This window comes from Paractinoplanes abujensis (assembly GCF_014204895.1).
Taxonomy (GTDB): domain Bacteria; phylum Actinomycetota; class Actinomycetes; order Mycobacteriales; family Micromonosporaceae; genus Actinoplanes; species Actinoplanes abujensis.
Genome location: NZ_JACHMF010000001.1, coordinates 2,504,230 through 2,522,257, shown reverse-complemented (window position 1 = coordinate 2,522,257; position 18,028 = coordinate 2,504,230). Strand labels below are relative to the sequence as shown.

Sequence of the window (18,028 nt, the reverse complement as noted above, 5' to 3'; positions counted from 1 at the left end):
GCGACTGCTCAACAACGAGTCCCGGCAGCCGATCTGCAACGTCCCCAGACCCGAACCGAACCCCCGCGGGACAGGACGAATGACTCGTAGCTTCGCCGGTGTAAAAGCCGCTCTTCCCCTCGGCATGGCAGCCGCCCTGCTCTGCGCCGGCCTGACCGGCTGCGCGAGCCTGAAGGAGGTCACCAGCAGCAGCAAGCCGCTTCTCCCCGGCGGCTCGGCCAGCAGCACCTCACCGTCCCCGTCGGCCTCGGCGTCGCCGCAGGCCCAGGCGGTCAAACTGCCTGCGCGGGCCAGCGGGCCGCTCGACACGGGCACCGTCACCCACACGATCAAGCAGGGCACGTTCTCGGTCGCGCTGACCTACTGGACGTCCGACAACGCGAAGCTCTACACCGCCGAGTCGCAGAAGACCATCAACGTCGCCGCGCACATCGAGGACACCGACAGCACCCACCGGGTCCGGCTCACCACGTTCCAGGTGACGCAGGACGACGGCACCAACCGGGCCGACGTCGCCACCGACAGCGGCAAGTTCGACGTCACCCCGCCGTACCCCTACAACACGGTCGTGACGTTGCCGGCGGCCACCGCGGGAGCGAAGACGCTCACGCTGACCATCCGGCTGGATCTCCTCGTGGAGACCGCACCCAAGTCGAACAGTTACTACCGCTCGACGGCCCTCGACACCCTGACCCTGCCGCTGCTCACGAATGGTGACACCCAGTGACCGACACCGTGCCCGGATTCCGCCGGGCCTCCGACCGCCAGATCCTGCTGCCCCGCAGCGCGAAGGCGGGACAGCTGGCCCTGCCGCCGGCCACCCCGCAGCTGACCGACCTGGAAACCGTCGAGACGGTGTCGGGGGAGCTGGCCGCCCGGGCCGCCAACGCGCCCCGGCACGCGACGATCAGCTGCATCATCCCCTGCTACAACGAGCAGGACACGATCGCCGACGTGCTCAAGAGCCTGCTGGCCCAGACCCGGCTGCCCGACGTCATCCACGTCATCATCAACAACACCGATGACGACACCCCGGAGATCGCGCGTACGTTCGAGGGCGAACACACCCGCACGGTCAAGGGTGAGGAGTTCACCACCCACATCCACGTGCACGACATGGGCGTCAACCCGGACAAGAAGGTCGGCGCGCTCAACTACGGCTACTTCCTGTCCCGCGGCTACGACTTCATCCTGGGCGTCGACGGCGACACCACGCTGGCACGCGACGCCGTCGAGCGGCTCGAACTGGAGATGACCGACGACCCGCGCATCGGCGGTCTGAGCGCCATCTACAGCATCGACAAGAACCGCTACAAGGGTCTGATGGCGCGGTTCCTGATCGCCGGGCAGCGCGCGCAGTTCGCCGCGTTCAACATGGACAACCTGCTGCGCGGCCGCAACATGGCCGTGCTCGGGGGCCAGTGCAGCCTGTTCAACGTGCGCGCGCTGGAAATGGTCATGGTGCGCCACCACCAGCAGGCGCCGTGGGTGCGCGACTCCGAGGTCGAGGACAGCAAGCTGTCCCTGCAGATCAAGGACGCCGGCTACAGCACGAAGATCAGCGCGACGGCCCGCGCGTTCGTAGGCCCGATGACCAACTTGCGCGCCCTGCACGGCCAGCAGGTCAAGTGGAACTTCGGCGCGATCGACCTGTTCTGGCCCGGTCAGCGCGGCGACAGCAAAGGCCAGCCGCTGCACCCCAACCTGCGGCTGCGCTGGTTCGAGAACATCTCGATGGCCTTCAACATCGCTTCCCGGCTGGGCTTCCTGCTGCTGCTCGTGGCGGCGCTGTCGATCGACGCCTTCGTCTTCAACCCGATCTGGCTGATCCCGCCGGCCATCGCCATCCTGCTCAACCTGCGCCTGGCCCTGGCCATGAAGGACAAGAGCGCCTCCGACCTGCTGTACGCCGCCCTGGCCATCCCGGCCGAGCTGTACATGTGGGTCAGGATGGGCCACTTCGTCTCGGCCTGGGCGCAGTTCCTGGCCAAGACCGACCAGGACAACTGGGCCGCGCAGGCCAACGCCGAGAAGGGCAAGGGCTCCGCCTACGTCATGCCGCTGGTGGTCCTGCTGGCCATCATGGGCGGCGCGGTCTTCGCCTGGACTCAGCAGAGTGTGGGCGTCCAGTCGGCGATCTTGTCGCTGGGCTGGCCGATCCTGTACATCGCGACGATCGCCCAGACGGTCTTCATGCTCCGCAAGCTGGTCCGCCGCCACCGCGGCTTCGCCGTCTGACCCCTGCATGCCCCACCCGCCCGGCCGATCGGTTGCGATCGGCCGGGCTACTTTTCTGCCCAAGTTCTGGCCTCGCTCACGCCCGGTCCCGACCCGCCTGGGCCTGACCCTCGACGCCCCGAAAGCCTTCCGGCCGCGCGGGCTCCGCTCAGTGACGAAGCTCGGCGAGGGTCGCGCCGGCCACGATGCGGGCGACGTTCCCGTCGGAATCATGATCAGCCAGTTGCCGGGCGAGGTCGTCCAGGTCGTCGAACTCGCCGTACTTCGCCTTCAGGAGCGCCCGGATCACCTCGACGCGGCCCCGTTCCAGACCCTGCTCCAGGCCTTGCTCCCGGTTCCGGCGAGCGATTTCACGGCCTGACTCCGTTTGTTCGAGAACGTCGTTCATGCGTCGAAGTCACGAACCGGCGCGGGTGCGCTTTCTGTCATGGCTTTCCCTTCGCGCGTGCCGTCGACGCGAGGACATCATGCGCTGCGGGAGACAACTAGTCAAGCGACGGGTGGTCGCGCGCCTAGGAGGCGACTTCGAGGTGGCCGGAGTGCAGGGGGAGCAGGTCGTCGGCGAGGTCGATGATGCGTTGGTCGTGGGTGGCGACCACGACCAGGGTGCCTTCAGCCACCGCGGTGGTCAGGGCGGTCAGGACCAGGGCCACGTGGTCGTCGTCCTGGTGGGCTGTGGGTTCGTCGAGCAGGGCCACCGCGGGGGTCAGGACCAGCGTGCGGGCGATGGCGGTGCGTTGTTGTTCGCCCAGGGACGTGTCGTGGGCGGGGCGGCCGGCCAGGGGGTCCAGGCCGAGGCGGGTGAGCAGGTCGGGGGGTGGGGTGCGGCCGCGCAGGCGGGCCGGGAGGTGGGCGTTCTCGGCGACCGTGAGCTCGGGGGCCAGGGCCGGACGCTGGGGGAGCAGAGCCACCCGGTCCCATTCGTGGTGGGCGACGGCGGGTTTCCCGTCGATCAGGACCGTGCCCGAGGTGGGGGGCATGACGCCGGCCATCAGGTGCAGCAGGGTGGACTTGCCCGAGCCGGAGCGGCCGGCCAGGACGGCCAGGCGGGCGGGCGGCAGGCTGAGCGAGATGTCGCTGAGCACGGTGGTCGCGCCGCGGACGTGGGTGACGGTGTCGAGGCGTACGAGATCAGCCGTTGTCACGGTAGGAGGCCTCCTCGGCGGAGCGGCTGGTGGTGAAGAACGCGGCCGGCAGAACGGCGGCCACGGTCACGGCGGCGGTGATGGCGAGGGCGGGTACGGTCAGGCCGAAGTGCAGGGGCGGAAGCCGGAGGGGCTCGTCGTCGAGCAGGCGGGTACCCAGGGGCAGCAACGCGGCCACGCCGGCGACGGCCCCGGCCAGGGCTGCGGCGGCCAGCAGGGCCAGTTCCAGCAGGCGGGCGCGCAGGGCCCGGCCTCGGCCGAGGCCGACCCGGATCAGCATGAGGTCGCTCGCGCGGCGGGCGGCGGCGGTGCGCTGGGCGTGCACGCACAGGGCGAGCACGGCCAGCAAGGCCAGGTAGGCGGCGACGGCGACCTGGTAGCCGCGGGCCCGGTTGGCCGCCACGTAGATGTCGCGCTGGCGGACGGCGGCGGCTGTGGTGACGCGTTCGGGGTCGACGTCGATCGCCTCGATGTCCCGGGAACTCCAGATCATCGTACGGACGAAGGCGCCGGCGCCGGTGGCGGAGTTGGGGTCGCGGGGGGCCAGGCGCGGGTCGGCCGCGCCGAGCTGGGCGAAGAAAGCCTTCTCCGACACCACGTACGTGGGTTTGGCGTCGAGCCCGGGGAAGGCTGCGACGTGCGCCCCGACGTCGAGCGTGCCCTTCCAGGAGCCGGTGTCGGCCGACACGCGGCTCTGGCCGGCCGCGGCCGGGTCGGCGACGGCGATCGCGGGGATCCGGCCGGCGTCCGGTGGGGCTTCGAGCAGACTGAGCGCGGAGCGGGCCCGGGCCAGGTCGGGGCCGCGGCCCCACAGGGCGAGTGCGCGGAAGGCGACCGGGTCGACCACGAGCAGGTGGCGCTGGGTGCCGTCGAGGTCGGAGGACACGTCGTAGCGCCAGACCAGCGTCGCGTACGGGGGCAGGGGCGGGGTCCGTACGCCGGGAACCGGATAGGGAGTCGGCTCTTGCGGCACCTCGGCGGCGCCGGGGTCGAGCTGGGCCGAGCCGCCGTCGAGGGCCGCCACGAACTCGGCGCCGGCCTGCACCGCGACCCGATCGTCGACAGTGGTGGACGCGGCCGTCATCGCGCACAAAGCGAACAGCAGCATGCCCAGCCCGGTGGTCATCACGGCCACCGCGAGCCGGCGTTCGCCGGAGTTGTCGGCCAGGCGCCGCCGGGTCAGCCAGCCGGCACCGCGCAGCCGGCCCGCGCGGAACGACCGGCGCAACCCCGTGAGCCGCGTCAGCAGCAGACCGACGAGCACCCCGGACGCCGCGAGCACCAGCAACGGCACCAGCAGATCGACATTGCGGACGCCCGCCGACTGCGAACCGGCCAGGCCGGCCCCCGCGAACAGCGCGACGACCAGCACCGGCAGCGCCCACGGCACCGGCCGGCGCGGAGTCGCCGGGGGCAGCGGGCGCACGAGACGGGCCGCGGCCAGCGCCGGCACCACGGCCGCGATCGTCAGCCCGGCCAGCGCTCCCAGACCGGCCGAACCCAGCGCGGGCAGCACGGAAAGCGACGTGACGGCACCGGGCGGACCGGCCCGGGTGACGAGCAACCAGGCCACACCCCAGCCGGCCGCCGACCCGAGCAGGGCGGGCAGCAGATGCTCGGCCAGCCACAACCCGCCCACGGCGGCAGGCCCGACGCCGGAGCCCACCGCGTGCCTGACCTCGACGGCGCGACGGCGCACCGACAGCAGCACCATCGCGAGCACGGTCACGAGCGCGACGGTGACGGCGGCCCACTCGATCGGCCGGGTACGTTGCCGTACGGTCTCCGAGGCCGCCCGCGCCTGCTCGGCGATGGCGCCGATGCCGCTCGCGAGCTGCCCTTCGACCGTGTCCTGGACGCCGTCGAAACCCTGCGCGGCCACCCGGCGGCGCAACTGGGCCACGCCGCGGCCGGCCTCGCGCGCCTCGGCCAGGGTCGCGCCCTCGTCGAGCGTGGCCTCGGCGGCCCACAGGATCTGGTCGTGGACCTCTTCGGCCAGGCGCTCGACCGTGGGCACGTCGCCGATGATCAGGTTGGCCTTGACCGAGCTCGATTTCGAGTCGAACGGCAGGTCACGGTCGCGCAGCGCCCACGACTGGCTGCCGGGCCGGTCGGCGGGGCGGCGTCCGCCCGGCACGACCGCGTAGAGGCCGGTCACCATGGCGGTGGCCCGCTTGTCGGCGACCGCGACGGTCACCGTCTCGCCCGGCCGGAAGCCCAGCGGCTCCGGCAGCCACACCCCGCCCGCGGGGCCGCTGCCGTCGGTCACCACCAGCTCGGTGGCCGGGTCGGTCACCGCGTAGAGCCGGGCCTGCTCGCGGCGGGAACCGGCCGAGACGGTGGACGACCACGGGCTCGACCAGGACAGCTCCTTGCCGGCCGAGCCGCCGTCGAACCGCGGCTCGGACAGGTGCGGGATCGTGCGCAGTTCGGTGAGCAGCCGTTGCTGACCGGCGCTGCGCGGCGAACGGGAGCCGGTCAGCCGGACCAGGGCGGCGTCCTCCTGCCGGGCCGTGCCGGGCACCGCGTCGCGGCCCGCCTGGAACGCCGCGTTACGCCCGGCCTCGGCGAACATGGCCGGGGCGGCGCAAGCCGTGCCGGCCACCACGAAGGCCAGGACGACCAGCACCGACCAGGAACCGGCACGAAACAGCGCACCGAAGGCGGCCCTCACCAGCATGCGAGCCATCCTGCCCTAATCAGCGCAGCGGCACGTGCCCCCAATCGATGTCCGAGGCGAGAGAGAAGCTCGGATACGAGGGCTGGTTGGAGGTTGTCTGCTGGCGCGCGACTTCCGCGCGATATTGCGCATCCTGTACGAGCGTGTACAGCTTGTGCGCCGTGACCTCGGTGCTCATGTAGGTGCGCAGAGCTGAGCTGTCCGTCGTGCGCAGGAGAAGTTCGTCGCGCCAATCACCGAACACGTCGGCCGCGCTGAGCGAATGAAAGCCCTGCGTCGTCAACGTCCCGGACTCGGGGTCGGTGCCGTCCCGCCAGTGCGGTGTGTCGTTGAACGGGTTCGTCATGGGGACCCAGCCGCTGTCCACGTAGGAGTTCTCGGTCAGCCGTCGTCCGCTCCACCCGTACGCCATGAGGGTCGAACGCGTGTATAGCCGCGCGCGAACACGGCGCTCGGGTGCCGGCCGTCCAAGTACGCAACTTCGGACAGGAAACGGTCGACGCGGTTGGCGGGCTCGATCCTCGGCATCGGGTAGTCGCCTCACAGCAGGCCGTCGTCGGTTCGGTCCGGCTTGTAGCGGACGGCTTGCAGCTCACGGCCGGTCGCGCCCTCGAAGACGGTCAGGTATTCGGGGCCATCGACGATGAAGCCCAGGAAAGTGCGCAATTGGTTGCGCGTGCTGCGCGAGGGTGCGTACACGTCGATGAAGTAGTCGGTGACGGCTTCCGCGGTGGGCGATGCCGAGGGCTTCTCCGGGGTGCCGGCCGTCTCTTCGCCACGACCTCGGGATGCCGGGGCCAGTTCCCGAACATCTCGACCACGTGCTGGTAGCAACCGGCCGGGCTGAGGCGATAAATGTCCATCGGTGGACATCGCTGGTCAAGGATGCGTTGCCGGGGTCGTCAGCCGCGTGTCGAAATGCAGGACCGAGCCCGACTCGAGGACCGCGTCGACCGTGAGCCGAGCATCCTGCTGACGTCTCAGCGCGGCGGCGGTCAGGGCCAGGCGGTTGCCGACCCGCAGGACCGGGAGCTCCGCGTCGACGCCCTCGCCCGCGGCTACCCGCCATTCGCGGACGCGACTCATGGACGGGCCTGCGCAAAGGTGGATGAGGGTGACGGGGCCCGGGTCGGCCCGCAGTCGCAACGCGTGCCCGGCGCTGGTGACGACTTGGGAGGTCCGGGACGGGCAGGGGTCGTCGGCTGTCGTGGTCCATGTTCCCGGGTGGGCGCCGAGCAGGGCGGTCACGCCAATCGCCAGCAGTACGACAGCTCCGGCGACGACCGCTGTGGCTGTGCTGGCCGGTTTGCTGCGCCTTGCTTGGAGTCGCCGACGAGTCCGCGAGCGTAGGACGGTCAGATCGCCACCGACGTGCCGGACCACCGGGCCGCCGCTGCCGTGCCTGCCGGTCACGGGCACCCGTCGCGTTCCCGCTCGCCGGCGGGGCGCGTGACACCGCTGCCGGGTGGATCGTTCGTCGCCGTCTTCCACACGTGGGTAGTCGTTCGCGGCGGCGGGGAAGTTCCAGGTCACCTGTCGTGTTGCTGGCGGCGCTCCCGGTAGGCGCGGGTCTTGTGCCGGTTGCCGCAGACACCCATCTCGCACCAGCGTCCACGGCCGTTGCGGGACGTGTCGTGGAACGCCCACCGGCAGTCGGGGGCCGCGCAGAGCTTGACCCTCTTCCAGTCGCCGCGGGCCACGCCGGCCGCCACCGTCTCGACGATGTCGTCCAACCAGGGCCGCCCGGTCGCGGCCGTCAGGCGCAGCTCACCGTCTTCGTGGCCGCGGGCGAGCCGCACGGGATAGCCGACCAGCGCGCTCGTGTCACCATCGAGCACTTTGCGCAGCGCCGTCCGCAGTTCAACGGTGGCCGCCAAGTCGTCGACGTCCAGTTCGACCGGCTGGTCCGCGTGACCGTCGCGCGCAACGACGGCCCCTGGTGCAGCTTCGCGCATTGCCGGACCGGCCTGGTCTGCTGCATGCGCACTTGCTGCGCGAGTTGGTTCGGTTCGCTGTGTGTTGGGGTTTGCTGCGTGGCTTGGTTCGGCTGGCTGTGTGTTGGCGTTTGCTGCGCGGCTTGGTTCGGCTGGCTGTGTGTTGGCGTTTGCTGCGCGAGTTGGTTCGGCTGCCTGCTCGTCGGTCGGCTCGGAGAAGTGCGCGTCACCGGCGGTTGTTGCCAGCCAGGCGGCGAGTGCCTGCGGGCTCGTCAGCATGTCGGTCACGACGTGGTTTTCGCCGTGTCTCCGGAACGTTCGTTCGTCGAGCGTGTTCAGGAAGGCCACTATCCGGTCCAAGCCAGTCACGACACCATCGTAGCGCTTCACTGGTGTTGACATCTCGCGACACCATTATTAGCGTTTGGTGGTGTCGACAAGTGATGAGGGAGGAACGATGTCTGTGCTGAGCGTTTCCGACGCCGACCTTGACGACCTGCGGGCCCGCCTGCGGGCGACCCGGTGGGCGCGGCAGTGGCCGACCGAGGGCTGGGCAGCCGGGTTCGAGGGTGCTGAGCTGCGCCGTCTGGTCGAGTACTGGGCGTCGGCCTATGACTGGCGCAAGCATGAGACTGCGATCAACGCCCTGCCGCACCAGTTCGCCGAGGTGGACGGGCTGCGGGTGCACTACCTGCGCTTCGACGCTGAGCGGGAAGGTGCGCTCCCGCTGCTGGTGGCGAACGGGTGGCCCAGTTCGTTCCTGGAGCTCATCGGGCTGGCCGAGCGGCTGTCGGCGCCGTCGCGGTTCGGTGGTGACCCGGCCGACGCGTTCACCGTGATCGTGCCGTCGCTGCCGGGCTTCGGTGTGGCCCCGCAACGGCCCGCGCACGACGGACCGCAAACGCACGACCTGTGGCACCGGTTGATGCGCGAAGTGCTCAGCTTCGAGCAGTACGGCGTGCACGGGTCGGACATCGGCGCGGGCGACGTGATCCGGCTCGCGCAGGCCTATCCGGACGCGCTGACCGGCATGCACGTACTGGACATCGCCGACCCGGCCGGGTGGGACGAGGCGTCGCTGACCGACGAGGAACGCGCGTATCTGGACAGGAAGCGACAGTGGCTGTCGGCCGAGGGCGGCTACTCGCACGAACAGGCGACCCGTCCGCTCACCCTCGCGCAAGGGCTGACCGATTCGCCGTCGGGGCTGCTCGCCTGGATCGGGGAGAAGTATCGGGCGTGGAGCGACGACCCGGCCACGTTCGGCGACGACTTCCTGCTCACCCAGGCTTCGCTCTACTGGTTCACCGGCGCGATCTCGACATCCTTCCGGCCCTATTACGAGCGTCGCCACGAGCTGGTGCCGCCGATCGAGCGGGTCGAGGTGCCGACAGCCCTGGCCCTGTTCCCCGCGGACATCCCGGGTGGACAACCGCGCAGCTGGGCCGAGCGGACGTACAACATCGCGCGTTATACGCCGATGCCGCGCGGGGGTCACTTCGCGGCGTACGAGGAACCCGAGCTTCTCGCCGAGGACATCACGGTGTTCTTCCGCACGCTGCGGTGACGGCGGGAACTCCGCGCCGGTGAGCGCCGACCACCACATGTGAAGACTCCGGTTGTGGTGGGTTCGGCCGCGGGGGCGGCCGGTGCGGTGCTGGTGGCGGCGCTTGCGCTCGGTGGCGCGGTGGATGTGGAGGCGCTGCCGGGCATCCCCTCGCCGGGGCCGGTGACCGAGTGGGCGCTGCCGGCGTTCACGCTGCTCGGTGAGGTGCTGGGTGTGCTCACCATCGGGCTGGCCGTCACGGCCGCGTTCCTGCTCCCGGGTGACGGACGCAGCGTCGCCGCGCACGGCTGGGTGCTGCTGCGCCGGGTCACCTGGCTGGCCCTGGCCTGGGCGTTCACCTCGGCCGCGACAGTGCTGCTGACCGTCTCGGACATCCTTGGCATCCCCGTCGCGGGTCTGAGCCGGCAGGTAGTCGTCAGCTTCGCGTTCTCCGTCTCGCAGGGCCAGGCGTTGCTGCTGCAGATCGGGCTCGCGCTGGCCGTCGCTTTCTGCTCGCGGGCCGGTCTCTCGCGGGGCGCGGCCGCGCTCACAGCCGGGCTGTCGATGGTGGCCCCGTTGCCGCCCGCGTTCACGGGGCACTCGGCCGGGGCCGGCAACCACCAGATCGCGGTGTCCAGTCTGGCCCTGCACGTGCTGGCCGCCGCGCTGTGGGTGGGTGGTCTCGCCGGTCTGCTCCTGGTGCGCCGGCATCGCCGTTTCGCCGAGACGGCCGCGCGCTACAGCCGGCTGGCCCTGGCGTGCTTCGCGGTCACGGCGATCAGCGGCTCCGTCAACGCCGGGATCCGGTTGGGCTCATGGCAGACGTTGTGGAGTTCCCCGTACGGGCTGATGGTCCTTTTGAAGGTCTTGGCTCTGCTCGCCGTGGGTGTGATCGGAGCCGTGCATCGAACGCGCACTTTGCGCGCATCGGCGACGCGCGGGTTCGTGCGGCTGGCCGCGGGGGAGCTGGTCGTGCTGGCCGCCGCGATCGGTCTGGCCGTGGCGCTGTCGCGCAGCCCCACGCCCGTACCGGAAAACGTGACCGAACCCGACCCGCTGGTCGAGCTGCTCGGCTTTGCGATGCCCGGGCCGCCGACTGCCCGCGCCGTGCTCACCGGGCCGCTGCCCGACATGTTCCTCCTGACGATCGTGGTCGTCGGTATCGCCGCTTACTTGAGCGGAGTTGCGCGTTTGCGCAGGGGTGGACACTCCTGGCCGATCGCGCGTACTGCGTCGTGGGTGGGCGGGCTGCTGCTGTTCGGCGCGATCACCGGTCTGGGGGTCGCGCGCTATGCGTACGTGTTGTTCAGCGTCCACATGGTGCAGCACATGGTGCTTTCGATGGCCGTGCCGATCCTGCTCGTCGGTGGCGCGCCCATAACGCTCGCTCTGCGCGCACTACGCCGCCCGGCCGACCCGCAAGTGCGCGGTGCGCGGGAGTGGCTGTTGTTGTTCGTGCACAGCCGTGCGGCCCGTTTCCTGAGCCATCCGATCGTCGCGCTGGCCATCTACGTCGCCAGCCTCTACGGGCTCTACCTGGGTGGGTTGCTGGGGACACTGATGCGCTACCACCTGGGTCACCTGGCCATGCTCGTGCACTTCGTGCTGGCCGGTTACCTGCTCTTCTGGGTGCTGATCGGCACCGACCCGGGCCGTCGCCGCGTACACCCCGCACTGCTCACTGTTGTTCATTTCCTGGCCATGGTCGCGCACGCGTTCTTCGGTTTCGTGCTGCTGCAGTCGACAACGGTGATCGCCGCCGGCTGGTACACCGCCGTGCATCCGCCGTGGGCCGAGTCCCTGCTGGCCGATCAGCGCCTCGGCGCCTCGCTGGCCTGGGCCTTCGGCGAGCTCCCGGCGGTGGTGGTGATGCTGGTCCTCGTACGGCAATGGATCCGCTCGGACGAACGCGAGCAGGGCCGTCTGGACCGCGCCGCCGACCGCGCCGACGCGTCGGGCGAAGAGGACGATCTGTCCCGCTACAACGCCTTCCTGGCCGCCGCGGCGCAGGACCCTGCCCACCGCGACTGAAGAGTTTGTCGAGACGCGAGCCTGAGCCAACGTCCCGGCATGACTGGAGCATGGCGAGCGCTCGGGTCAGGAAGACCCGTGCTGCCGCTGAGGACTGCGCGGGCGGGGGCGAGCGTCTGGTCAGGATGCGGCGTGTTGCCGAATTGGGGAACTTCGCGGACGAGGCGAGCGCCTGGTGAGTAAGCCGCGTATTTGCCCCTGGGTAACTGCGCGGACGAGGGCGAGCGTCTGGTCAGGAAGCGGCGTGTTGCCACTGAGGTACTGCGCGGACGGGGCAAGTGTCTGGCCAGGAAGCGACGTGTTGCCACTGGGGACTGCGCGGGCGGGGGGCGAGCGTCTGGTCAGGATGCGGCGTGTTGTGAGTGACGGTTTTGTGGGGGGACACGATCGGCTGGTTTGTGACGGGTGGGTGCTGGGTGGTGAGCGGGGGTCGAGGCGGGCCGACACTGAGGGGGACCGGTCTTTGGGGATCCTTTGGCGGCGCCGTCCAGCATTGTCGGCATGAAGATTCGAGTCGTTCTGGTGTCTTTGGTGGCCTCGCTTTCGCTTACCGGTTGTGCGAGTTTGTTCGATGACATTCCTGACGCCAACGATGCCATGCCTACTGCGACACCCGCTCCGAAGTGCGGTGACGACACCGTGAAGGCCGTCGCGCAGAAGATGACGGCGGAGGCCGTCGAGGTGGTCGAAGTGATCGGCGACTGCACCATCGTGTCGGTCGGGACGTCGTACGCGGGAACGGACCAGGCGAAAGCGCGCGAGGTGTGCGAGGCTGCGGCCGAGGTGGCGTACGTGGGAAAGATCTCGGCGATCAGCGTGAACGGGTCGGACGGCAGTGAGCTGGCCACGGGCCTCAAGGGGAAGCCCTGCGTCTGAGGACCGGCGGAAAAAGTCGAGCACGGGTGGGAACTTCCCGGGCCTCGATCGGGACCAAAGCATCGCAGTCCCCAACGAGGAACGGACATCATGCGAAACACTCTCATCGCGGTTGCGGCGCTGGCCGTGCTCGGGCTCACCGGCTGTGCGAACAGCGACGACACGGCCACCGCGGCCGGCGGGACACCGGCGCCGGCGCCCTCGGCGACCGCGGCCGCGGCCACGTTGACGATCAAGGATCCGTGGGTGAAGGCGGCCGCGGCGGGCACGATGACCGCCGCGTTCGGGACGCTGGTCAACGACACCGGCGCGGACATCACGATCACGGGGGCCGAGTCGCCGGCCTCGCCGCTGGAGCTGCACGAGATGGCGATGAAGGACGGCAAGATGGTCATGCAGCCCAAGGAGGGCGGCTTCGTGATCAAGGCCAAGGGCACGCACGAGCTGTCCCCGGGCGGCGACCACCTGATGCTGATGAAGCCGAAGGAGGCCATCGAGCCGGGCGACGAGGTGACCTTCACGCTCAAGCTGGCCGACGGTTCGACGGTGCCGTTCAGCGCGATCGCCAAGCCGTTCGCGGGGGCCGAGGAAAGCTACGAGCCGGGCGCGCACGGGGGATCGGGCATGCCGATGGGGAGCATGGCTCCGTGACGACGCGGCGCCATTTGCTCGCCGGGGGAGCGGCGGTGGCCGGTCTCGGCGTGGCGGCGGGCGCCGCGGTGGTCGCCACGACCGGCCGGGACGCCGCGCCCGCGCCCGTCGCCCGGACGGACGCCGCGCCGCTGACCACGGGCACGGCCACCGTGCCGTTCCACGGCCCGCGGCAGGCCGGTATCGCCGAGGATCCGCCCGCGCACGCCGCTTTCGTCGCGTTCACCCTGCCCGGTGGCACCGACCGGCGGGCTCTGGCCCGGATGATGCGGCTGCTCACCGACGACGTCGCCCGGCTCACCCAGGGCGTGCCGGCGCTCGGCGACACCGACGCGACCCTGGCCGTCCTGCCCGCCCGGCTGACCGTGACGTTCGGTTTCGGGCCGGGCCTGTATCGGGCCGCCGGTCTCGCCGCACCGATCGCCGACCTGCCCGCGTTCCGGATCGACCGGCTCGAGAGCCGCTGGTCGGGCGGTGATCTCCTGCTGCAGATCTGCGCCGACGATCCGCTGACCGTCGCGCACACGCAGCGGATGCTCATCAAGGACACCCGGCCGTTCGCGGCGGTGCGCTGGGTGCAGCAGGGTTTCCGGCGCAGCCCCGGCGTGCAGGCCCCCGAACACACGCAGCGCAACGTGCTCGGCCAGTTGGACGGCACCGCCAACCCGCGCGGCGCCGAGATCGATCCCGCGGTGTGGAACCCCGACGGCTCCAGCACGCTTGTCGTGCGCCGCATCCGGGCCGAGATGGAGACCTGGGACATCCTGGCCGCGAGCGACAAGGAGAACGCGGTCGGCCGGCGCCTGGAATCGGGGGCGCCGTTGAGCGGCACGCAGGAGCGCGACGAACCCGACTTCGCCCGGCTGGACGATTCCGGCCTGCCCGCGATGCCCGACTTCGCGCACGTCACGCGGGCCCGCGTGACCGATCCCAAGCTGAAGATCCTGCGCCGGCCGTACAACTACGACGGCGTCCCGAACGCGGCCGGGCATCCCGACTCGGGTCTCATCTTCGCGTCCTACCAGCGGTCGATCACCGAGCAGTACGTTCCCATCCAGCGGCGCCTGGCCGAGAAGGACCTGCTCAACGAGTGGATCACACCGATCGGGTCGGCCGTGTTCGCCGTGCCGCCCGGCTGCGACGAGGGCGGCTGGGTCGGCGAGCGGGTGCTCGGGTGAGACGGGTCCTGGCCGCCCTGGTCGTGGTCGTGGCGGTGCTTTCGCCGTCGTCGCCGGCGTGGGCGCACGCGCAGCTGCTGTCCTCGGTGCCCGCCGCCGGGGCCGTGCTCCCCGCCTCGCCGGGCCTGGTCACGCTGCGCTTCAGCGAGGAGCTCAATCCCTCGTTCACGACCGTCGTGGTCAGCGACGCGGCCCAGCGGCGGGTACCCGCGGGCCAGCCGGTGATCGCCGCCGCGACGGCCACCGTGGCGGTGGAGTCGCCGGTCGCGGACGGTGCCTACACGGTCGCCTACCGGGTGGTCTCGAAGGACGGGCACACTGTGCAGGGCTCGTACCCGTTCACGGTCGGCGCAGCGCCGCCGGCCGTGCCCCCGGCTCAGGCCGTCGCCGGAACCGGCTCGGGCGGTGTGCCGGCTGCGGTGCTCGCCGGTGTCGTCGTGGTGGGTGTGCTCCTTGTCGGGCTGGCCGCATACTTCCTGCTCACTGCGAGGCGGAGGGTGGGGCGGGTTCAAGGTCCGGGCGGTGTGTAGCCGGCGATCCGGCGCGCCTCGTCGAACAGGGCCGCGCGGACCACGGCGGCCGGGGCGGGCAGGGCGCCGATGCGGGCCAGCGCCATCGTGCGGCCCGTCCCGTGCGGATCGTCGACCTCCAGGCAGGTGACCTCGGCCGGCAGGGACTGGGCGGCCAGGCGGGGCACCGTGGTGATCCCGAGGCCGGCGGCCACGAACCCCAGCCGGGTCGACCAGTCGGCCAGGGTGGCCACCACCCGCGGCTCCGCCAGGCCGGGCCAGGGGCCGAACTGCGGCTCGCCGCGGGCACCACGGCCGGCGATCCAGTTCTCGGCGGCCAGCGCGGACACGGGTACGCGGTGCCGGCCGGCCAGGGCCAGCGGGTGCCGCACGCTCACGGCCACCAGCAGCGGGCCGCCCGGCAGTGTCTCCAGTTCGACGCCGGTCAGGTCCCAATCCGGCAGATCCGCGCCCACCCCGAGGATGGCCAGGTCGAGCCGGCCGGCCCGCAGGCGGCGGATCTGCACAGGGGTCGACGACTCCAGGAAGTCGACCTCGATGGCGGGATTCGTGAGCCGCACCCGGGCGATGGCTCGCGGCGCCAGGCGCATGGCGGTGGCGGGGAAGCCGCCCAGCGCCACCCGGCCGTCCAGGGGCGCGGACACCTCGGCCAGGTCGCGGGCGGCCGCGTCGAGCTGGTCGAGGATCGTGACCGCACGGGCCGCGAGCCGGGTCGCGGCCGGGGTCGGTTCCACCCCGCGCGGCCCCCGGCGGAACAGCCGGGTGCCCGCGGCGGCCTCCAGCGCGGCGATCTGCTTGGACAGAGCTGACTGCGTGAAGCCCAGGCGCTCGGACGCCGCGGTCAGCGAACCGGTCTCCAGCACCGCCCGCAAAGCTCGCAGCAGCTGCGGATGCACATCCAGACTCATGCCAACCAGGAATACCTGATCTGACGATCATTCGCTGGTGGCATGCCGGACGGTGAGCCAGGCTCGAAGCATGTCCAAGATCTGGTTCATCACCGGTACGTCCAGCGGGTTCGGCAAGTTGTGGGCCGAGGCGGCCCTCGAGCGCGGCGACCGGGTGGCCGCCACCGCCCGCACCGTCGAGGCGCTCGACGACCTCGTGGAACGTTTCCCGCAGACCGTGCTGCCGCTCGAACTCGACGTCACCGACCGCGACGGGGCGTTCGCCGCCGTCGCCGCCGCGGTGCAGCGCTTCGGGCGGCTCGACGTGGTGGTCAACAACGCCGGGTACGGCCACTTCGGCATGGTCGAGGAGCTCACCGAACGCGAACTGCGTCAGCAGATGGAGACGAACTTCTTCGGGGCCGTCTGGGTGACCCAGGCCGCCCTGCCCGTGCTGCGCCGGCAGCGGAGCGGGCATCTGCTGCAGGTGACGAGCGAGGGCGGCGTGCGGGCCTACCCGGGTATCGGCGCCTACCACGCCTCGAAGTGGGCTTTGGAGGGGCTGACCGAGGCCCTCGCCCAGGAGGTCGAGCCGTTCGGCATCCATGTCACGTGCGTCGAACCCGGCCCGTACGCCACGGATTGGCTGGACCGGGGCTCGCGGCGCAGCGCGGAACTCCCGGACTATGCCCCGGCCCGCCCCGAGTACGAGTTCGAGGTCGGCGACGCGGCGGCCACCAAACCGGCGATCCTCCAGCTGGTCGACGCGGAGCAGCCGCCCCGGCGGCTCATCCTGGGGCGGCTGTTCCCGGCCGTCGAAGCTCTCTACAACGAGCGGCTGCAGACCTGGCGCGACTGGCAGCCGGTCTCGGAGGCGGCGTTCGGTTAGGAGCCGGCGGGCGTGGAGAGGCTAACGGCCCGCGGGCGCCGGGGAGACCGGGATCTCCGGGGGGACCCGGCGCCCGCGCCACGCGCCGACCAGGACGTCGACGAGCAGGAACGCCGCGAGCGGGATGCCGAACAGTGGCACCACCCAGGCCAGCCCGAACACCAGTGGCACGCCGGCGACGATGCCCCACGCCGGCATCCGCAGCCAGGCGCCCCGGCGTGGCGGGGCCCCGGCGAGGGACCGGGTGGGCCGGCGTTGCCACCACATCCGGTAACCCCAGACGATCACCGTGAGCAGCCCGAGCGCGAGCAGGGCCAGCAGGATCTGGTTGGCCGGGCCGAACAGCTGACCCATGTGCGCGGAGACGCCGAGGCTGGTCGCCTGGGCCAGCAGGGGATAGTCGGCGAAGTCGCTGCGGTCGACCACGGTCCCGGAGGCGCTGTCGACGGCGATCCTGTCCTTGCGTACGGGAAGGGTGTCGTCGTTCTGCGCCACGGACCACGCCGTCGCGGCGTCGGCCGGCACGGTCAGCTCCAGCGGCCCGTCGAGCCCGTTGGCCCGCGCGACGCCGATCACGGAGTCCACTGTGGCCGGGTCGAAGGCGGCCGTTCCGGAGGCGCCGCCGTGGTGACCGCCGGCCGGAGCCGTGACACCGGTCGACAGCGTCGGTGTGCGCGAGTCGAGCGCGTCGAGGGCCGCGCTGAAGTTCTCGCCCGCGTAGCGCGACCACGTCAGCCCGGTCGCCGAAAGGAACAGCAGCCCCACGGTCAGCCACACGCCCGTCGCGGCGTGGAAACTGCGCGTTCGCCGTACGCCCTTGCGCGCTTTCAGCTCCGGACCGAGCATCCTGCGCGCGCTGCGTTGCCGCCGCCACCAGAGCGCGAGCCCGCCCAGCGCGATGATCGCCAGCCAGCTCGCCGCGAGCTCGGAGTAGTGCCGGCCGAGGTCGCCCAGCTGCAGGTTGCGGTGGAAGTCGTCGAACCAGGTCTGCAGGGGCGTGTACGAGAACCACGTGGTGAGCCGGCCCTTGACCTCGGCCGTGTACGGGTCGACGTAGACCGTGTGCTGCCGATCGTTTGCCAGGCCGGGCACGTCGAAGTCGAGCTGCGTGGTCGCGTCGCCCGTGCCGGGGCGGATCGTCGCGATCGTGCCGTCGGGGTGGGCGGCCCGGGCGGCGGTGATCTGCTCGGCGAGCGGCCTGGGGGTGCCGTCCGCGGCCGCCACGGTCAGCTCGTTGCCGTACACGAGCTGGTTGAGCTGCGGGGTGAGCGTGTACGCCAGGCCGGTCAGCGCGGCCACGAACAGGAACGGCGCGACGAAGATGCCCGCGTAGAAGTGCAGTCGTAACAGCAGCGGGCCGAAACTGCGCGTCTCGCGCGATCTCTGCGCGGGCCGGACGGTGGGCGGAGCGGCAGTCGACATGGGCCACCTCGGGGCGGGGAC

General features: G+C 71.3%; 17 protein-coding genes and 1 pseudogene. 9 read left to right on the top strand and 9 right to left on the bottom strand.

Going from position 1 to position 18,028, the window contains the following annotated elements:
- Window positions 1–124: 124 nt before the first annotated feature.
- Window positions 125–727, top strand: coding sequence for a hypothetical protein (locus tag BKA14_RS11185; RefSeq protein WP_184950864.1), 603 nt, complete (start codon window positions 125–127; stop codon window positions 725–727).
- Complete coding sequence (locus BKA14_RS11180; protein ID WP_184950863.1) at window positions 724–2,238, top strand: glycosyltransferase family 2 protein; 1,515 nt, start codon at window positions 724–726, stop codon at window positions 2,236–2,238. The genes BKA14_RS11185 and BKA14_RS11180 overlap by 4 nt, the downstream gene beginning before the upstream one ends.
- 148 nt (window positions 2,239–2,386) lie before the next feature.
- On the opposite strand, the gene BKA14_RS11175 is transcribed toward BKA14_RS11180, so the two are convergent.
- From BKA14_RS11175 to BKA14_RS43790, 7 genes and pseudogenes are all read right to left on the bottom strand, one after another.
- A complete protein-coding gene (locus BKA14_RS11175) occupies window positions 2,387–2,626 on the bottom strand; it encodes a hypothetical protein (RefSeq protein WP_184950862.1) in 240 nt (79 codons plus the stop codon).
- Between the two features lie 124 nt (window positions 2,627–2,750).
- On the bottom strand, window positions 2,751–3,383 hold the full coding sequence (locus tag BKA14_RS11170; protein ID WP_184950861.1) for an ATP-binding cassette domain-containing protein: 633 nt from the start codon (window positions 3,381–3,383) through the stop codon (window positions 2,751–2,753).
- Window positions 3,370–6,063, bottom strand: coding sequence for a hypothetical protein (locus BKA14_RS11165; RefSeq protein ID WP_184950860.1), 2,694 nt, complete (start codon window positions 6,061–6,063; stop codon window positions 3,370–3,372). Before BKA14_RS11165 ends, BKA14_RS11170 begins: the two co-directional genes overlap by 14 nt.
- Before the next feature lie 19 nt (window positions 6,064–6,082).
- A complete protein-coding gene (locus BKA14_RS43170) occupies window positions 6,083–6,409 on the bottom strand; it encodes a rhamnogalacturonan lyase family protein (RefSeq protein WP_203721847.1) in 327 nt (108 codons plus the stop codon).
- 35 nt (window positions 6,410–6,444) lie between these two features.
- Window positions 6,445–6,936: pseudogene (locus BKA14_RS43165) on the bottom strand (rhamnogalacturonan lyase family protein).
- Window positions 6,937–6,942: 6 nt separating this feature from the next.
- Window positions 6,943–7,149 carry a hypothetical protein gene (locus tag BKA14_RS11155; RefSeq protein ID WP_184950859.1) on the bottom strand — a complete coding sequence of 69 codons (207 nt, stop codon included), beginning with the start codon at window positions 7,147–7,149 and terminating at the stop codon, window positions 6,943–6,945.
- Between the two features lie 443 nt (window positions 7,150–7,592).
- Window positions 7,593–8,366 carry a CGNR zinc finger domain-containing protein gene (locus BKA14_RS43790; RefSeq protein WP_239092353.1) on the bottom strand — a complete coding sequence of 258 codons (774 nt, stop codon included), beginning with the start codon at window positions 8,364–8,366 and terminating at the stop codon, window positions 7,593–7,595.
- Window positions 8,367–8,454: 88 nt separating this feature from the next.
- On the opposite strand from BKA14_RS43790, the gene BKA14_RS11145 reads away from it, so the two are divergent.
- The 6 genes from BKA14_RS11145 to BKA14_RS11120 all read left to right on the top strand — a co-directional run bounded on the left by BKA14_RS11145 (window position 8,455) and on the right by BKA14_RS11120 (window position 14,809).
- Window positions 8,455–9,564: an epoxide hydrolase family protein gene (locus BKA14_RS11145; RefSeq protein WP_184950858.1), complete on the top strand. Its 1,110-nt coding sequence runs from the start codon at window positions 8,455–8,457 to the stop codon at window positions 9,562–9,564.
- 39 nt (window positions 9,565–9,603) lie between these two features.
- Entirely contained in the window at window positions 9,604–11,574 is a 1,971-nt protein-coding gene (locus BKA14_RS11140) for a bifunctional copper resistance protein CopD/cytochrome c oxidase assembly protein (RefSeq protein WP_184950857.1), read from the top strand.
- 501 nt (window positions 11,575–12,075) lie between these two features.
- Window positions 12,076–12,450, top strand: a complete 375-nt coding sequence (locus BKA14_RS11135; protein WP_184950856.1) for a hypothetical protein — start codon at window positions 12,076–12,078, stop codon at window positions 12,448–12,450.
- A gap of 90 nt (window positions 12,451–12,540) precedes the next feature.
- Window positions 12,541–13,101, top strand: a complete 561-nt coding sequence (locus BKA14_RS11130; protein WP_184950855.1) for a copper chaperone PCu(A)C — start codon at window positions 12,541–12,543, stop codon at window positions 13,099–13,101.
- The gene (locus tag BKA14_RS11125; RefSeq protein WP_184950854.1) at window positions 13,098–14,279 is read left to right on the top strand and encodes a Dyp-type peroxidase; all 1,182 of its coding nucleotides are present in this window, start codon (window positions 13,098–13,100) and stop codon (window positions 14,277–14,279) included. Before BKA14_RS11130 ends, BKA14_RS11125 begins: the two co-directional genes overlap by 4 nt.
- Complete coding sequence (locus tag BKA14_RS11120) at window positions 14,276–14,809, top strand: copper resistance CopC family protein (protein WP_184950853.1); 534 nt, start codon at window positions 14,276–14,278, stop codon at window positions 14,807–14,809. Before BKA14_RS11125 ends, BKA14_RS11120 begins: the two co-directional genes overlap by 4 nt.
- On the opposite strand, the gene BKA14_RS11115 is transcribed toward BKA14_RS11120, so the two are convergent.
- Entirely contained in the window at window positions 14,788–15,717 is a 930-nt protein-coding gene (locus BKA14_RS11115) for a LysR family transcriptional regulator (protein ID WP_184950852.1), read from the bottom strand. The genes BKA14_RS11120 and BKA14_RS11115 overlap by 22 nt on opposite strands.
- Before the next feature lie 70 nt (window positions 15,718–15,787).
- Here BKA14_RS11115 and BKA14_RS11110 point away from each other — a divergent pair, with 70 nt between their 5' ends.
- Complete coding sequence (locus BKA14_RS11110; RefSeq protein ID WP_184950851.1) at window positions 15,788–16,585, top strand: SDR family NAD(P)-dependent oxidoreductase; 798 nt, start codon at window positions 15,788–15,790, stop codon at window positions 16,583–16,585.
- A 21-nt stretch (window positions 16,586–16,606) separates the two neighbouring features.
- Here BKA14_RS11110 and BKA14_RS11105 read toward each other — a convergent pair whose 3' ends face one another.
- Window positions 16,607–18,007 carry a PepSY-associated TM helix domain-containing protein gene (locus BKA14_RS11105; RefSeq protein ID WP_184950850.1) on the bottom strand — a complete coding sequence of 467 codons (1,401 nt, stop codon included), beginning with the start codon at window positions 18,005–18,007 and terminating at the stop codon, window positions 16,607–16,609.
- Between the last annotated feature and the right edge of the window lie 21 nt (window positions 18,008–18,028).

Coding starts and splice junctions, on each gene's coding strand:
- BKA14_RS11165 (WP_184950860.1), bottom strand. CDS start 6,063: ATGCTGGTGAGGGCCGCCTTCGGTGCGCTGTTTCGTGCCGGTTCCTGG.
- BKA14_RS11155 (WP_184950859.1), bottom strand. CDS start 7,149: ATGAGTCGCGTCCGCGAATGGCGGGTAGCCGCGGGCGAGGGCGTCGAC.
- BKA14_RS11115 (WP_184950852.1), bottom strand. CDS start 15,717: ATGAGTCTGGATGTGCATCCGCAGCTGCTGCGAGCTTTGCGGGCGGTG.
- BKA14_RS11175 (WP_184950862.1), bottom strand. CDS start 2,626: ATGAACGACGTTCTCGAACAAACGGAGTCAGGCCGTGAAATCGCTCGC.
- BKA14_RS43170 (WP_203721847.1), bottom strand. CDS start 6,409: ATGACGAACCCGTTCAACGACACACCGCACTGGCGGGACGGCACCGAC.
- BKA14_RS11105 (WP_184950850.1), bottom strand. CDS start 18,007: ATGTCGACTGCCGCTCCGCCCACCGTCCGGCCCGCGCAGAGATCGCGC.
- BKA14_RS11130 (WP_184950855.1), top strand. CDS start 12,541: ATGCGAAACACTCTCATCGCGGTTGCGGCGCTGGCCGTGCTCGGGCTC.
- BKA14_RS11145 (WP_184950858.1), top strand. CDS start 8,455: ATGTCTGTGCTGAGCGTTTCCGACGCCGACCTTGACGACCTGCGGGCC.
- BKA14_RS11185 (WP_184950864.1), top strand. CDS start 125: ATGGCAGCCGCCCTGCTCTGCGCCGGCCTGACCGGCTGCGCGAGCCTG.
- BKA14_RS11135 (WP_184950856.1), top strand. CDS start 12,076: ATGAAGATTCGAGTCGTTCTGGTGTCTTTGGTGGCCTCGCTTTCGCTT.
- BKA14_RS11110 (WP_184950851.1), top strand. CDS start 15,788: ATGTCCAAGATCTGGTTCATCACCGGTACGTCCAGCGGGTTCGGCAAG.